The sequence below is a fragment of the Rhizobium sp. NPDC090279 genome (assembly GCF_044769665.1).
Taxonomy (GTDB): Bacteria; Pseudomonadota; Alphaproteobacteria; order Rhizobiales; family Rhizobiaceae; genus Rhizobium.
Genome location: NZ_JBIVYI010000027.1, coordinates 1 through 16052, shown reverse-complemented (window position 1 = coordinate 16052; position 16052 = coordinate 1). Strand labels below are relative to the sequence as shown.

14 protein-coding genes are annotated in these 16052 nt (G+C 57.1%); 12 read left to right on the top strand and 2 right to left on the bottom strand.

The genetic code is table 11. From position 1 onward, the window contains the following. The first annotated feature begins 111 nt into the window (after positions 1 to 111). The 4 genes from ACIQWP_RS31305 to ACIQWP_RS31290 all read left to right on the top strand — a co-directional run bounded on the left by ACIQWP_RS31305 (position 112) and on the right by ACIQWP_RS31290 (position 4907). On the top strand, positions 112 to 312 hold the full coding sequence (locus ACIQWP_RS31305) for a hypothetical protein (protein ID WP_402796261.1): 201 nt from the start codon (positions 112 to 114) through the stop codon (positions 310 to 312). A gap of 416 nt (positions 313 to 728) precedes the next feature. Continuing rightward, positions 729 to 1367, top strand: a complete 639-nt coding sequence (locus tag ACIQWP_RS31300; RefSeq protein WP_402796258.1) for a LysE family translocator — start codon at positions 729 to 731, stop codon at positions 1365 to 1367. Positions 1368 to 1541: 174 nt separating this feature from the next. Continuing rightward, on the top strand, positions 1542 to 2525 hold the full coding sequence (locus tag ACIQWP_RS31295) for a class I SAM-dependent methyltransferase (protein ID WP_402796255.1): 984 nt from the start codon (positions 1542 to 1544) through the stop codon (positions 2523 to 2525). A gap of 39 nt (positions 2526 to 2564) precedes the next feature. Continuing rightward, the gene (locus ACIQWP_RS31290; RefSeq protein ID WP_402796253.1) at positions 2565 to 4907 is read left to right on the top strand and encodes a radical SAM protein; all 2343 of its coding nucleotides are present in this window, start codon (positions 2565 to 2567) and stop codon (positions 4905 to 4907) included. 34 nt (positions 4908 to 4941) lie between these two features. On the opposite strand, the gene ACIQWP_RS31285 is transcribed toward ACIQWP_RS31290, so the two are convergent. Beyond that, complete coding sequence (locus tag ACIQWP_RS31285) at positions 4942 to 5973, bottom strand: thioesterase II family protein (RefSeq protein ID WP_402796251.1); 1032 nt, start codon at positions 5971 to 5973, stop codon at positions 4942 to 4944. A 130-nt stretch (positions 5974 to 6103) separates the two neighbouring features. Between ACIQWP_RS31285 and ACIQWP_RS31280 the strand changes: the two genes are divergently transcribed. The 5 genes from ACIQWP_RS31280 to ACIQWP_RS31260 all read left to right on the top strand — a co-directional run bounded on the left by ACIQWP_RS31280 (position 6104) and on the right by ACIQWP_RS31260 (position 10980). Then, complete coding sequence (locus ACIQWP_RS31280) at positions 6104 to 6700, top strand: MSMEG_1061 family FMN-dependent PPOX-type flavoprotein (protein ID WP_402796249.1); 597 nt, start codon at positions 6104 to 6106, stop codon at positions 6698 to 6700. A gap of 43 nt (positions 6701 to 6743) precedes the next feature. Further along, positions 6744 to 8573, top strand: coding sequence for an amino acid adenylation domain-containing protein (locus ACIQWP_RS31275; protein WP_402796247.1), 1830 nt, complete (start codon positions 6744 to 6746; stop codon positions 8571 to 8573). A 48-nt stretch (positions 8574 to 8621) separates the two neighbouring features. Next, complete coding sequence (locus tag ACIQWP_RS31270) at positions 8622 to 9383, top strand: YqcI/YcgG family protein (RefSeq protein ID WP_402796244.1); 762 nt, start codon at positions 8622 to 8624, stop codon at positions 9381 to 9383. After that, on the top strand, positions 9380 to 10177 hold the full coding sequence (locus ACIQWP_RS31265) for a carbon-nitrogen hydrolase family protein (RefSeq protein WP_402796241.1): 798 nt from the start codon (positions 9380 to 9382) through the stop codon (positions 10175 to 10177). The genes ACIQWP_RS31270 and ACIQWP_RS31265 overlap by 4 nt, the downstream gene beginning before the upstream one ends. Positions 10178 to 10494: 317 nt before the next feature. Further along, entirely contained in the window at positions 10495 to 10980 is a 486-nt protein-coding gene (locus ACIQWP_RS31260) for a 4'-phosphopantetheinyl transferase family protein (protein WP_402796239.1), read from the top strand. A 1-nt stretch (position 10981) separates the two neighbouring features. Here ACIQWP_RS31260 and ACIQWP_RS31255 read toward each other — a convergent pair whose 3' ends face one another. Then, positions 10982 to 12160 carry a LacI family DNA-binding transcriptional regulator gene (locus tag ACIQWP_RS31255; protein ID WP_402796236.1) on the bottom strand — a complete coding sequence of 393 codons (1179 nt, stop codon included), beginning with the start codon at positions 12158 to 12160 and terminating at the stop codon, positions 10982 to 10984. Between ACIQWP_RS31255 and guaA the strand changes: the two genes are divergently transcribed. The 3 genes from guaA (at position 12145) to ACIQWP_RS31240 (ending at position 15952) form a co-directional block, all read left to right on the top strand. Continuing rightward, entirely contained in the window at positions 12145 to 13707 is a 1563-nt protein-coding gene (gene guaA, locus ACIQWP_RS31250) for a glutamine-hydrolyzing GMP synthase (RefSeq protein ID WP_402796233.1), read from the top strand. The genes ACIQWP_RS31255 and guaA overlap by 16 nt on opposite strands. Before the next feature lie 219 nt (positions 13708 to 13926). Beyond that, the gene (locus ACIQWP_RS31245) at positions 13927 to 15213 is read left to right on the top strand and encodes a cation:proton antiporter (protein WP_402796232.1); all 1287 of its coding nucleotides are present in this window, start codon (positions 13927 to 13929) and stop codon (positions 15211 to 15213) included. Next, complete coding sequence (locus ACIQWP_RS31240) at positions 15173 to 15952, top strand: histidine phosphatase family protein (RefSeq protein WP_402796229.1); 780 nt, start codon at positions 15173 to 15175, stop codon at positions 15950 to 15952. The genes ACIQWP_RS31245 and ACIQWP_RS31240 overlap by 41 nt, the downstream gene beginning before the upstream one ends. Positions 15953 to 16052 lie beyond the last annotated feature (100 nt).

The window sequence follows — 16052 nt, the reverse complement described above, 5'->3', positions numbered from 1 at the left end:
GCCGCTTGGAACAAGCTTGTCGACCAACCCTGGAAAATCATGTCCATCGGACACCGCGAATGGGCTCGTCGGTCATGATCGTCGCTCGTTGGTATTAAGTCTGAGCGGTCCATGACCATCGTTTTGTTCAACGAGACGACGGTGGCGGTGGAATGGACGATCACGATTGAGGGGAAGAACGAGTTCGGCGACACCTGCCGGAAAGAAGTTCGTATCGACAAAAGCTGGGAGCGCCTGTTCGACGGAGAAATTGGCTTCTCGATCGACGACGGCAAAAAGATCATGGTGGCACTTCAGAGCGCGGCAGTGTGAGAAGCGGTTCAGAATATTCACCCCTCTCAGACTACATCTAAGCTATTGAGTTCACCTAGCAATTTCGCAGGAATGCGGGGTCAGCGCCACCAATTAGTTGACCCTCACCAATGTTTCAATTTTCCAAATGCTTCCAAATGGTTGTCGTGGACACTCATGGGGTGAATGTTCGGAGCCGATTCACATGCTCTCCTTGTAAAGACGCATTCCGTGGAAAATTCGCGCAGAAAGACGTAGTTCCTCACATTGACAACTATTCAATAAGGATATTATATCGCGTGACGTTGCAGTTGCTAACAGTGTTATTGCGCTGCATTCAGGATTGAGTTCAGAGCCGCGCACCGGTTCGGAATAGCTGCTTTTAGCTTTGCATTGAAATTCGTCCTCTCTAAGCTCTAACCTTGGAGGTGTTTGGCGTGAATTCGGGTGCTATATTTACAAGTATTCTCGCTGCCCTCCTGATTGGAGCGATGAGTCCTGGACCAAGTTTCGTGCTGGTTTCGCGGATTTCTGTTTCGATGTCCCGCCGGAATGGGGTGGCGGCCGCGTTGGGCATGGGAATTGGTGGTGCGATTTTCGGTTTTGTGGCAGTACTGGGGCTTGCCGCGATACTCGTGAAGATTTCATGGCTCTATGCGCTCCTAAGGATTATGGGCGGACTATATCTTCTCTATCTCGCAGTTCGCATCTGGAAAGGTGCGAGGGCTCCATTGATCCTGAGTATCGAAGAGCAAAAGATTGATCGACGCCGGTCGGTAGCTGGATCCTTTGGTCTGGGACTGACAACGCAATTGAGCAACCCGAAGACGGCGATCGTCTATGGGAGCATCTTCGCAGCCTTCCTGCCGAGCAACCCCGATATGTGGGTGGTCATTGCGCTTCCGCCCGCAATTCTTGCCATCGAAAGTGCGTGGTACGTCATTGTCGCAATGGTGTTCTCCCATCCACGACCAAAACAGGCCTATCTGCGCTTCAAGCTATGGATTGATCGACTTACCGCCGGGGTCTTGGGGGTGCTCGGACTTCGCTTGGTCACGGAAGGTCTCATACGCTGAGAGTTCGGCGTAGCGCCTGCGAAGAAACATTGCGCATGCTTAAATGCATTCATATCGACTCCTATCGATGTGTTGGCGGCGGCTTTTGGCCGTACTGATCGAAGCGACATCACAGACATGCGAAAAATCGAAACGTGCATCTTAGAAATTCACAAAACATGGAGGGTCATACGTATGACTAAAATGGAATTTGCGATCTCCCCCGACAGAAGGGGTACCACTTCTGCTAGGCTGCAGTGCAGGCCCGCGATTAACGTGAATAACGGTCTCGGCTATGCCATCGACTTCCACATTCGCGAACTACTGCTGGAATCGGCGCCCTTGATGAAGAGTTGGTCCGAGTGCAAGTGTTGCGGCAAGCAGGCGGGCGGCATGGAGGCCTGGGCGAAGGAAAATCGGGCCGAGCCAGTGATCAGCTGCGACTGGTATCACGGCACCTGGCAATATCTCCGTCTACTCGACATGGTCGCGACTCCTCCTTGGTATCCGTTCTACATGAAAGCGCTGGGCCAACTGCTGGTACAAAAGAAAGACTGTGAACTCTTCATTTCGGCCGCAGCTGACTGGGGCATGCTAGCGATGGTGCACGAGGCAGCCGCAGCCGTCGACGCCGCGCCCCGCGTGACGCTCTGGGACATCTGCGAAAGCCCGCTGCTGGCCAGCAAATGGTATGCGGACAAATTCGGCGTCGCCATCACCACCAAAGTCAGCAACATTATCACCGAGAGCCGGGAGCTCGATGGAAGCTTCGACATCATCGTGACTGACGAATTCCTGACGGTGCTCGCCGATCCTCTGAAGCCGATGATAACGCAGCGGTGGCTGGACCTGCTGAAACCGGGCGGTTCTTTGGTGACGACAGCCATGATCGGCGGCCCGACTACGGTGAATCTGCGCGAGCTGTTCCAAAGACGAGCGCTCAGGTTGTTCGACAGGGACAGTTTCCTGTTCAAGCGTATGGGCATCACTCGTGAGGAATTCGAAGAACAGGCGACGATGTTCGCTGAAGTTCACACGCGCCACATGCTGACCTCGCCGGAGCAGCTCGAAGAGTTGTTTGCAGACTACGAGCTTGAATACAGCGCGGTCGTCACACCGGGAGAATGCGTAAACCCGACGACGTCCTATCAGGTCGTCGCCCGCAAGCCGCTTGCCTGAACAGGCGAAAGGCGACTGCTGTTTGGAAGGGATACAACAATGTCCACAAAAGACTGCTTGCTGATTGGCCACAATGAGATGTCCTTCAAGGACTATCACGGGATACTGGAAAATATGTCGGCGTCGAGCGGCCGCGATCATGTCGCTTTTCGGGACTTGCAGTTCAACTGCGTTGAGTATGGTGGTGTCCACCATCAGGGCCAGGATCTTCTCACGACCCTTTATAACGAGGATCGTCAGCCGGAGGACCATCGCGTCTTCTACAATGGCGACTGCTTCTGGACAGCTCTTGCTTATCTCGGCACCTTTCTCCACAAGCGCGGCTATTCATTTGATTACATCAACCTGTTTCAGTTCGAGAAGGAGAAGCTCAGAACGCTGCTCCAGAACAGCGACTATCATGCCGTTGTCCTGACCGGCACGATGTACGTCTTCGAGCAGAATATCTGGGAGGTGGTGCGCTTCATTCGCAGCGTGCGTAAGGACGTCAAGATCATCGCTGGCGGACCATATATTTCGAAGCAGGCCGAGGAGAGGGAACCCGAATATCTGAAACCCCTGTTCAAATATCTGGACGCGGACTTCTACTGCTATGGCCGAGAGGGCGAGCAGACCCTTCTGAAATTACTCGACACGTTGCGCAGCGGCGGTCCTTTTGAAGCCATCCCAAACTTGGCATTTCGCGACGGCCGAAGCTTCAGCATTACGCCCAAGCTCTTCGAACACACTCCGCTTTCCGAAAACATCATAGACTACGAGCTGTTTCGTGAAGACTACGCGAAGTCGGGCTGGGCAAACATTCGCATTTCCGATGGCTGCCCCTATGCCTGCGGTTTCTGCTCCTTTCCCGAACACGGCAATGAGCGTTACGTCACCCTGTCACTGGACCGCATCGAACAGGAGCTGGATACGATCAAGGCGGCCGGCGCCATCACCCATATCTTCTTCGTGGATGCGACCTTCAACGTGCCGAAGAAGAAGTTCAAGGATCTGATGCGCCTCATGATCCGCAAGCAATATGGTTTCAAATGGCACTGTTTCTTCCGCTGCGATCAGGCCGACGAGGAGGCGATCGGGCTCATGAAGGAGGCGGGCTGCATAGGCGTTTTCCTCGGACTCGAGTCGGCCTCGGAGTCGGTCCTGCGCAATATGGCGAAGACGGCCCACAAAGAGGATTTCCGTCGGACCATGCCAATTTTTAAGCGGCTCGGCATCCGACAGATGGTATCCGTTCAGGTTGGTTACCCCGGGGAGACCTACGAGACCTTCATCGAAACCCTCGACTTTCTCGAGGAGATCAGACCCGATTTTACTCGCATTCAGATCTGGTTCTGCGATGTGACGACGCCGGTCTGGTACAAGCGCAACACCTTCGGGCTGCACGGCAAAGGGTATGGCTGGCGCCATTTCACCATGGACGCGGAGACGGCAGTGGGACTGGTGGAAGACTCGTTCATGCGCCTGGAGAATGTCACGTGGATTCCTGATCCCGGCTTCAACTGGGTATTCTGCTACATGCTGGAGAAATCTGGCATGCCAATTGAACGACAAAAGCATTTCCTCGAATGTTTCGCTGCCGCTGCCAAGGAACGCCTCGTTCTCCCCGGACGCAAGGCAGTCAACAAGGAGCTGGTCGATGAACTTCGCCAACTTGCCCATTTCGATCGGCCAACTCCAGCGCGCGGTGGCGTTACCGAAGCGTTTTCCGGAAGGCAGTACCGGGCCAGTGAGAGCTTCTGGGTCGATCTGATTCCGAAGATGGAAGACGCGCCCTCTGTCGCGCCCGTCGGCACGGCGCAGCGCTTCCTGATGAACGCCAGCACGCAACCCCAGGCCATTCGTCTGCCCGACAGCCTGAAAGACCTACCGCAGGAGCACCAAGAGACACTTCTTGAAGCGCAGTTGCTGGCGGCTATCGGTAAGTTGAAGGTTTCGGGCGGACTCGTAGCCCTGTCGCCCGACGATGGTATTCCGTTTCCAGTTCCGGGCAGCGAAGTCGACAACGCGGGCGCTCGTATCCGCTATGTCGAGCAAAAGCGAATGATGATGATGCGACATCGCCTTTTCGGTTTCTTTGTTCTGCTCAGCCGACAGCGAATGCATTTCTGGAAACGGCCGCGCATGCAGCAGCGAACCGCCCTCGTCAGCGCTCTGAAATCCCATGGCCACGAAGGGGTAGAGCAACGCTTTCAACAACTTCCCTATGTGCTCGACGAATTGGAGACAGCCTTCACCTTACTTCGAACCGGAGACGAGTACTCCCTTGCTGCGTGCTACGACCCGAGTGCGATCAGTGCGAACGAAGCGAAGGCGCGATTGTCGCAGGTGATCCGTACCGTTGAAACGGAATTCCACGACCACACACTCGATATGGCCGGCTGAACGGCGGCAATTGGCAACAGGATATGATCCAATGTTATGGCGACTTCCACTCTGCAGCGATGCAATCGACGATGGCCTGGCCGTAATGATCGATGAAGAAATGACCGCCATCGTCGAACAGGTGCAGGGCAAACGCTCCCGTGGTTTGAACCTGCCATGCGGCGATTTCGTCGATGCCAACGGTCGGATCATTGCGGGCGCCGAAAGCAGTCACCGGCTGATCGAACGGTCCCTCGTTTCGATAGGCGTAGGTTTCGGTGATGGCAAAATCAGACCGAAGCAAAGGCTCCATCGCGGCGACGATTGCTGGATCGGGCGCCGGCCGATCACTCCCCCGGCTGATGGCTTCGAGGGCGGCGACAAGATCCCCGCCAGTGCGAAGATGATAGTTGGTGACGCGAAGCGGCACTTGAGGCGAGGCGCGACCGGACACAAACAGGTGATCGGGCATCTGAAGGCCGTTGCGCCTGAGATTGCGGGCCAATTCGAAAGCCGTCAACGCACCGACACTATGACCGAAGAAGGCAAACGGCCGATCGAGGAACGGCAAAATTGCCTCCGCCAAGCTGTCGACCAAGGGTGTGATCGCTTCGTATCGCGCCTCACGAAAGCGACCTTCCCGACCGGGCGGAACCACGAGACAAAGCTGCCAATCGCCGACAGTCGCGCCTTTCCAACTGCGAAAGGCGCCAGCGCCGGCGCCGCCATAGGGAAAACAAAACAACCGTCGGCCCGCATCCGAATCGCTGTTGCCGAACATGAACCAGGGATTTTGAATGGGAGTTCTCACAAATGTTAGAGCGAACAAATAGCGGGACAGATCAGGGCGGTCACGAAGGATCTGAAAATAATAATCCGAACGGCTCGGCATTGTCCAATGTAAATTCACTCGCATATTCGAATTCACGTTTCTCGAAAACCCTAAATGAAAGTATAGGAAAGACAGTATCTGTACTAGGGATAGCAGAAGGAAGATATATATCCGTAAATATATTGAAAATTGATGGAAATTATATTTATGGGACTCTCGCGAAAGGCGGCGAAGAAATTTATATTTCGCTCGCATCAATCGTCTTTCTGATCCGAAACGCGCCTGAAGCAAGAAGACGATATTTCACCCGGTTCGGCGGCTGTGACTTCGCGATGAAGATCACCAGCAATTCCTTTGCGTACTACAGCTGAAGGAGAATGTGGGAATGGCTCAAAGCGGTTTTGTCATCAAGAATAAAATTGACACCGAGGAGGCGCTTCGGGCGCTCTATCCTGGAACACGCTATCTTGCAGTTCTTGAGGAGCTTGATCGGTCCTGCATCAAATTCATCGAGCATTCCCCCTTTTTGGTCATCGGAGCCTATAACCCGGACATCGGCATCGAGGTCAGCCCCCGCGGAGACGAGCCCGGCTTCGTCAAGGTCGTGGATTCCCATACCATCCTGATCCCGGATCGAGCCGGAAATCATCGGCTCGATTGCATGACAGGCCTCCTGAAGCATCGCGAGATCGGGATGTTCTTCCTCATTCCAGGCCTGCTCGAAAGTCTTCGGATAAAGGGGGAGGTCACTATCACGGACGACCCGGAAACCCTGGCGATGTTCACCGAACGCAACGGGAAAGTGCCACGCACTGTCATGGTCGTGCATGTCTATGAGGCGTTTATCCATTGCGGCAAGGCGGTCAACAGAAGTCATCTGTGGGACGACAGCTACACCGTCAGCCACGAACGCTGGCGGCTCATTCGCGGAACGCTGGAAAACAGTGGCGAAACAGATCTCGAACTCGATGACGCGCGCTGATTGCCGCTTGGAGGGCCGCATGAATCTTCATCACGATACTAGCATGCATCTGCCGACCATGCCCGAGGCTGCCGAGCAGTGGGTTGCCCAGCGCATTGTAGCCGCTGCGCGCTCACGTGCCGACAGCCTCGCCGTGGTGATGGGACCAATCTCGATCACCTATCGTGAACTGGATCGTCAGTCGAATCGGCTGGCCAATGAACTCGTGGCGAGGGGTATCTGCAAAGGCAGCTTGGTCGGCATCGCCGTCGAGCGCAGCATCGGCTTGATCATCTCGGTGCTAGCCGTACTGAAATGCGGGGCCGCCTATGCTGCGATCGATCCGACCTATCCGACCGATCGCGTCACGGCCATGTGCTCCGCCATTCCGCTCTCCCTCCTGATCACGACGGAGCAAGGTCTCGGCATGCGCCCTCCCTTCGGCGCTCCGCGCCTTCATCTGGATCGAGACGGAGCTGGTATCGATGCACGCCCCGACCGCTTCGATCTCGTCGAGACTGGGCCGAACGATCTTGTGTATGTGGTCTTCACATCGGGATCTACCGGCGTGCCAAAGGCGGCGGCGGTCCATCAGGCAGGCTGGGCGAACCTAATGCAATGGTTCGTGTCGGAGTTCGATCTTGTTGCATCTGACCGGAATCTGATCGTCAGTTCCTTCAGCTTCGACATTACCCAACGAAGTATCGTCATGCCGCTGCTGGTCGGCGGTCAGCTTCATTTGTTCGATGGGCACGCGATCGACAGCGAAGGCATGGCCTCTGTCATCCATGCCCAGAACATCACGCTGATGAACTGCGCGCCGAGCGCGTTCTATCCTCTGGCCGAGAGTGGTTCCGGGCGTGAACTTCTGACGAGCCTGCGGTGGCTGTTCCTCGGCGGTGAGCCAATCAGCGCCTCGCGAATCCAGGCATGGGCAGAAGGCCCACAGACAGGAACACGCGTTGTCAATGTCTATGGAACAGCCGAATGCAGCGACGTCTCGTCGTTTCACATACTGACGAGCTACGAGAACTACGTCTCGCAAGGCGTACCGGCAGGCAAACCAATCCCGAATACCGAAATCTTTCTGCTGAACGAGGCCGGGGCCCCTGTGCCGGATGGAGACGTCGGCGAGATCGTGATCACTGGTGTTGGCGTCGGAAAGGGCTACATCAATGATCCGGCGATGACTGCGGCTCGTTTCGAGCAAGACTGGCGCGAGCCAACCATGCGAATTTACCGGACCGGCGACCTCGGCCGCTGGTCTCCTGGCGTCGGACTCCAGTTCATCGGGCGCGCCGATAACCAGGTGAAGATTCGTGGCAATCGGCTCGATCTCGGCGATGTCGAGACCAGCCTACGTCAGGACGTGCGAATACGTGATGCGGTCGCTGTCAAGCATGTGGCGGCAAGCGGCATGGAGACCTTGGTGGCATTTCTTCTACTGGAGGAGCCTCACGCCGACAACAGCAAGATCGTCGAGGACATTCGAAAGGCTATGGCGCGGCGCGTCCCTAGTTTCATGGTGCCCAGCTGCGTGCAAGTGGTCGACGCATTCCCGCTCAATCCGAATGGAAAGGTCAACCGCAAGCAGATGGAGAGTGTCTTCCTTTCGGCCGCCGTTCTCGTGCCAGATGACGAGATGTCGCGCGAGGAAGTCGCTATCGCCGAGATCTTGCAACAGATCCTTGATGTCGGCCACATCGGCCGCGATTCGAACTTTTTCGATCTCGGAGGTTATTCCGCGCTGGTGACCGAGGCACTTTCGGAGATCAACAATCACTTCGATTCTGCGGTGACTATCTACGATTTCCTGAACGGTCCGACCGTCGGCGACCTCGCTGCCTGCGTCGAGCAAACCAGATCGAAGCAGGAAACGGTCCGGGCGCATTAATTAGCAAGTTCACCTTTGGCTTAGTCGCAGCGATAGGACCCAACAACGATGTCGTTGATCGATCAAGATGCATTTGAAGGGCTCGATGCCGCCCTTCCTGTCTGGCAGCGACAGGTGTTCGCCGATGTGCGGGCAAGGCTCGAGCCGCCGTCCCTGTTTCCCTGCACCTTTTCGCAGAACGCCTTCCGCAGGAGACTGTTGCAGTTCTCTTTCGTTGAACGGTTGGACGAACGGGGGCTTGCCCAGTCTACGGAGGACCTGCGAGACTTTATCGAGGAGTCGCGCAAATGGGACGGTCAGGTTAACACCGCGCGGCCGCTGATCGTCGCGTTTTCCCGTCATCTCGCCGATTTCGGCTCGCTTAAGGAATATCACGAATTCGGCTGGCATGTGCTGCAGCGGTGGAACGATATTGATCCTGCAGAGTGGCCCGGCGACGTCGCGACGGATCCCAACCAGCCGTTCTGGTCGATGTGCTTTGCCGGCATGCAGCTCTTCGTGAACATGAGTGCTCCGAGGCACACGCGGCGAAAGAGCCGAAATCTTGGAGAGCACTTCCTGTTCATCGTCAATCCGCGCGAACGCTTCGATCTGGTCGCGGGCGACACGGAGGAGGGTAGAAAGTTGCGCCGACAGATTCGTAAACGCGTCGAGGCGTATGATGGCTATCCCCACAGTCTTCAGCTCGGATCCTTTCAAGCGGGCGAGATCGAGTGGTGGCAATACGGGATCATCGAGGAAAACGTTGAGCGTACCGACCGGTGCCCGTTTCACGTGGGTATTCGCGCATCAACCGTGGAAGCACCATGAGGATCGCGGCCGTCCAATTGCCAGCGCGTTTCGCACCAGGTGACCCCTCTTGGGATCGGCTGCATTCGCGTCTGCGTACAGAAACGATCGATCTGCTGATCCTCAATGAGTTGCCGCTCGGCGAGTGGTCCGTAGACACAGAGGATTACGATCCCACGATCGCGCGCGACCTGCATCAGACCTATGAGACCCTGCTTGGTCGCTTAGCGGAGCTGCCGGTCGGAGCCGTTCTGACGACCCGTGCCATACTCGGCCGACATCGTCTCGTCAATCAGGCCGTATTCATCACCGGCACAGGGGTCGTTCCACTACATTGCAAGCACATCTTTCCTCAAGAGCCCGGGTTCTTCGAGCAGAGCTGGTTCGAGATGCCGCGCCCACAGTTCAAGACATCAGATTTTCATGGGCTCCATATCGGCGTGCTCATCTGCACGGAGCTGATGTTCAGTGAATTGGCGCGCGGATATGGCCACGCCGGAGCCCATCTAATCGCCGTTCCAAGAGCCAGTGAGAATATCGAGAACTGGGTCGTTGCCGCCCGGATGGCAGCGCTCGCTTCCGGTTGCTACGTCGCTTCTTCAAATCGGCACGGCGTGGGTGCAAATGGCCTTCGCTTCGGCGGCGGCGGCTTCATCGTCGCGCCGGGCGGAGAGGTTCTCGCTATGACGAGTGAAGACAGTCCGGTTGTCGTGGCCGAGATCGACCTCGAACTGGTTCGGACTCGCCAATCAGACTATCCCTGCTATCTCGACCCCGATTTCCTTCGCCTCTCTCGGCGAGGGGGCAGCCAATGAGACAGGCTGTTCTCAGGACCCTTCGCGACCGGACCCTCGACGCTTTTGGGCTCGATGGGGACCCGCCACCCTGGCCGGACTCACCATCGCGCAACGCCTGCCCCAATGCACGCGTGCAGATTTGGCTTCTTCGGCTCGACGAACTGGACGGCACGACATGGAGGCGGCATGCCAGGGCTTGCCTGTCACCTGAGGAACAGCAACGTGCGGGACGAATGCGGGAAACCCAGGCTCAGCGTCGCTGGGTCACTTGCCACGCGGCAATGCGATCTATTCTGGCTTGGCACATCGGCAGACAGACGCAGGATCTTCTGTTCATGCGCGGGCCGAACGGAAAGCCATTTGTGCCGGATGGCCCCCACTTCAATCTCAGTCATAGCGCAGGCATGGCGCTGCTGGCTGTTTCCGATGGAGGACCGGTCGGGATCGATCTCGAGATCGAGGGCCATGGTCGCAACCTCGCTGCTGCCGCGGCCCTCACGCTGGCCCCCGCGGAACAATCCTGCTTCGAGGCCGCAACGCCGGAAGATCAGGGCCGCCTTCTTCGCCGCGCCTGGGTTCGCAAGGAGGCAGTCTTGAAAGCGGTAGGCTGCGGCCTCCGCGCGGATCCGCGCTCGCTGATCGTCGGCTTGGACTCTGATATTCGTCGCCGGGTTCCCTTTGCTGGGAGCGATTACAGCATCGAAGATATCGCCCTTCCCTTTCCCGCAGCGGTCGCCGGCGCGACGGATTTCGTCGTGACGATGTCGGAGTTTGCAACCGATGCCTGCTGTTGCCCAGGATGGGAGGGTTCGGATCGGTAGCCTAAGCCCCAGCGACCGATCCCCGCACTTTGAGGGGCGCGATAATCTGGTGGCTCGTCACCGGCTTCTTCTCCAGGAGATCGACCATGGTTTTCATCGCCAGCTCGCCTAGGATATCCGTATTGATCTCAATGGAGGTCAAAGGGGGCTTCATGAGCCTGCCTATCTCGCCATCGTCCATGCCGATTACGGAGATGTCCTGCGGAATTTTCAGGCCATCGAACTGCGCTGCGAGGTATACGCCGATAGCAATTGGATCGTTGTCGCAGAAGAACGAGAAGGGCGGACTGCCCGTTGTTATGAGGTGCTGGGCATGAGCCAGGGCCTTTTCCATGGTCGGCGGGGTCAAGACCTTCGTCAGTGTCAGTCCGAGCCGCTTGCAGGCACGTGCGACGGCATCTTGGCGCTCCCTGAATGTCCAGGTCGTTTTGGCGGCAGCCAGATGATGGATATGCCGGGCACCATTTTTGGCCAGGTGGCAGATTGCAGCCTCCACCCCCTCCGCTATGTTCGCGTTCACGGTGATGTGCGAGGTAGCGGGATTGCTGTCCACCAGAACGAGGGGGCGTCCGCCAGCAAAACTTTCCGCCCGCGGAGCGTCAAGGGAACAAGCTATCACGCCGTCGACGCCGTGATAGGCGTGAAAGAGCGGCGCCCCATCATCGTCGGCGGAATCAACTGGATAGACGATAACGCTGATCCCGTGGCCTGCGGCAGCCCTCGCAATCGCCGTGTGAACACGCGCGAAGAAGGGGTTGCTGATAACTGGCGAAAGGAACAGAACCGCATTCGTCGCACCGATCCGCAAGCTGCGCGCCGTGGCGTTCGGTCGAAAATCGAGCTCGTCGGCAAGGCGGAGGATCTTCTGGGCCATCTGCGTCGAGATACGTTTTTCCCATTTTCCCGACAGCACGATCGAGACGGTAGATTGGGAAACCCGAAGCCGGCGCGCGATATCCGCTTCGGTTATTCCACCAATTTGACGAGTTTTTCGCTTCACAAAGTTAGCCCCATTCTTGATCACCTTGAAATCTACCTTCCTGGAAACGTTGCGCAAGGCGCCCGGAACCGGATTGGTCTCCTTGCCGGTGAGGGGCCGAATAATCAGACGACGCCTTGCATAGAACGAGACAGGCTTGCTCCACGAAATACGAAAGATATCGAATGAAAGACTTAGCACGTTCCGATTCAATCCTGATTGTCGATTTTGGTAGTCAGGTAACTCAATTGATTGCAAGGCGTGTTCGCGAGAGCGGCGTGTATTGCGAGATCGTTCCCTTCCAATCCGCTGAAGCCGGCTTTGAGCGGCTGCAACCGAAGGCCGTCATTTTTTCGGGTGGACCGGCTTCCACTGGGGAGGCTGGCAGCCCTCGCGTGCCGCAGGCGATCCTAGAAGCAGACATAGCCGTCCTTGGCATCTGCTATGGTCAGATGACGATGTGTATCCAGCTGGGCGGTGCAGCGGAAAGCTCAATCAGCCGGGAATATGGACGGGCATTCGTCCAAGTTAACAAACCCTGCCCTCTAACCGACGGCGTCTGGGCCGTGGGCGGGCGGCATCAGGTTTGGATGAGCCATGGCGACCGCGTTGTCGCCCTGCCGGCGGGCTTTGAAGCCTTTGGGTCGTCTGACGGAGCTCCATTTGCCATTTTCGGCCACGTCGCGCGCAAAATGTACGGCATCATGTTCCATCCGGAAGTCGTGCATACGCCCGATGGCGCCAAGCTGATCGGCAATTTCATCCATAACATTGCTGGTATCAAGGGCGACTGGTCGATGTCGGCCTATCGCGCCAAGGCCGTGCAGGCGATCCGCGATCAGGTCGGCGACAAGCGCGTCATCTGCGCGCTGTCAGGCGGCGTCGATTCTTCCGTCGCAGCCCTTCTGATCCACGAGGCGGTCGGCGATCAGCTCACCTGCATCCTCGTCGACCACGGCCTGATGCGCAAGGACGAGGCGGCCAATGTCGTCGCCATGTTCAGCGAGCACTACAATCTGCATCTGCTGCATGTCGACGCTTCCGACCGCTTCATCGGCGAGCTGGAAGGTGTGAGCGATCCCGAGACCAAGCGCAAGATCATCGGCCGTCTCTTCATCGAGACCTTCGAAGAGGAAGCCAAGAAGCTTGGCGGCGCCGACTTCTTGGGACAGGGCACGCTTTATCCCGATGTGATCGAAAGCGTTTCCTTCACCGGCGGCCCGTCCGTCACCATCAAGTCGCACCACAATGTCGGCGGCCTGCCGGAGCGCATGAACATGCAGCTCGTCGAGCCGCTGCGCGAACTCTTCAAGGATGAAGTGCGCGCGCTTGGCAAGGAATTGGGCCTGCCCGACAGCTTCATCGGCCGTCATCCCTTCCCAGGTCCCGGCCTCGCCATTCGCTGCCCGGGTGGCATCAGCCGCGAAAAGCTGGAGATCCTGCGCGAAGCCGATGCCATCTATCTCGACGAGATCCGCAAGGCTGGCCTCTACGACGCTATCTGGCAGGCCTTTGCCGTACTTCTGCCGGTCCAGACCGTCGGCGTCATGGGCGACGGTCGCACCTACGAATTCGTCTGTGCACTGCGCGCTGTCACCTCGGTTGACGGCATGACCGCGGATTTCTATCACTACGACATGGAATTCCTCGGCCGCGCCGCGACCCGCATCATCAACGAAGTCCGCGGCATCAACCGCGTGGTCTACGACGTCACGTCGAAGCCGCCCGGCACGATCGAGTGGGAATAGGCCCCTTTTCAGGAAAGGTCGGACATTATTGATGTAGTCAATCGAGAGAGGGTGCCATGAGCCTGTTTCATACGCCAATCAGCATGACACAACGATCATCCGGACACCCGCCAAGGCTGCTTAGTTGCCCGCGAGCCTTGCCCCGCGTTAGAAAATTGGCCACGCCCAAGCAATATAGCGCATGCTCCAGGGCTCGGCCCGCTTGCGGGAGGCCCAGCCATGAGTGATAGCGCCAACCACATCTTTGGCTGTGCAATCTCATGGACCCTCCTCTTACTCGCGGGCGTTATAGCGACGCGGATCGCTAGGGGGATACTGCCGCCGAGCATACCGGACATTCCGATCTACCTGATCACAGGAATGCTCTTCGGGATGAACGGTTTGACCAACTATTTTACCGGCGGCTCAATCCCGGTGGAGGCACGTTGGGGGATTACGATCATACAGTTTGCCGGCCTTTTCCTACTGATCTTTTCGAGTTGCGCGGAATTACAATTTACCAACCTTCGTCAGTATGCCGTTGAGGTAACATTGCTCGTTGGGGCTAGCCTTATGGCCATGTTTGTTGCCTTACTAACCGTGCCTTTACTTAGTGAGATCGCACCAGAGCCGCAGTTCGTTGATGTTTCGGTCAATGTCCTGCAGGCGCATTTTCTTGCGCTGAGTCTCGGTGTTACCGTCACGTCACTGCCATTTCTGACGAAGATCTTCATCAATACGGGGCTTTTGCGGACGCCGCTCGCCAACAGTGTTCTGGTCTCGGCCTGCTTTGTCGATATCTTCGTTTGGGCGGTATTCGCCGTCGCATTGACGATCCATGCTGGGGGCGCATCCGATTTCCGTTCGGCCGCTCTGCAAGTTTGCCAGACGATAGCGATACTGTCGGCCATTCTCGCTGCCGGCATGATGGCGACACGTCTGATCATCCGGTTATTGCCCGGGGGATTGTTCGCCGGAGTGACTGCCATCCTTGTGGTCTCCACCGTGGTCGTCTCGCTGGCGGCCGTCAGCGGCCTCGGCACATTGTTGGGGATTGTCGTCTCGGGTTTGGCAATCGGCTCGATGCGCTCCCGACTCGGCATCGCCCTTGCGCTAGTCCAGCCACTGTCCGCGCGGGTCGGCGCACCGCTTTATTTCACCTGCGTCGGCTTTGGTATGAGCATAGATTCAGCTGTCGGCTTTTCCATGGTCGTCGCATTTTTCGTCTGGTCTTCGGTGCTCAAGATCGGTTCGGTTTATCTGTTCGCCAGCCTCATACGTCGTCCCGGGTTGAACAGCCTCGACTTCGCGATCGCGATGAATACACGCGGGGGACCCGGCCTGGTGTTGGCCGCGGCAGCCTATTCGAGCGGCATCGTGGGACCAACAGGCTTCGTCGCCCTGGTGACGGCCTCGATCTTGACCGCCCTTCTGACCGAGATCTACCTGAAGCACGCGGCACCAAGGATCCTCGCCGAGAATCCAATTGACGCTGCCGATGGAAACCCTTCCCTGGTTGATCGATAAGGATGGTCTGCTACGCAGTGACCGAGAACCTTCCCTCGGACGCTACGGCCCCTGTTTTTCTGGTGCATTAACGGCTTCGGAGGAAAAGACGATTATGGCAGGTCTACTTTTGCTCGCGCGCCAGGGCCAAAGCGAAGCTGACGCTCGTGATCTTTTTGTCGGGAACAGTGACTCTCGCTTGACACATCTCGGACGCGAGGAGGCGCGAGGGATCGCATCTCAGTTACGGCGATCGACTACCCGGGTCGATCTGATCGTCCAACAACGCTCACGGCAATCAGAAGAATCCGTCCAAATTGTCCGGAAAGAATTGGGAGTGCAAGTCCCGGTGTTGATCGATGCCGGCTTTTGCGAGCGTGATCTCGGCGACATTACACGGATGAATAAGGAACTCGCCCTCCAGCTCTACGGGGCCGATTATGTGTTGAGATGGCGGCGGTCATTTGATTCCGCACCTCCCAACGGCGAAAGTCTTAGAGATTTCCGGGATCGTGTTTGGCCACCATTCCAGGAATTGGTCGCGACGGAAGTTTATAAGGGACGCAATGTTCTCGTCATTTCCGATTCTGACTTTATCCGGGTTCTTGCATGCGAGATCGAGGAGATACCGCCGGACAAAGTAGAGACCGTTGAGTTCGAAAGGGGCCAGGTTATTGCTTATTCGTTCGGAGGCGACGGGCGCACTAGAAATTCGACGAGGTCAAGTCATTTGAGGATCGTGGCTAGCGTGAGCCAGTAGCCGTGTAGGCGATGTCACGTTGTCTGCAGCTTAACGGTTGGCGGATAACTAGGCGAGGATGAGCTCGCCGACGATCAGTTACAAGAACCACCGCTTTCCG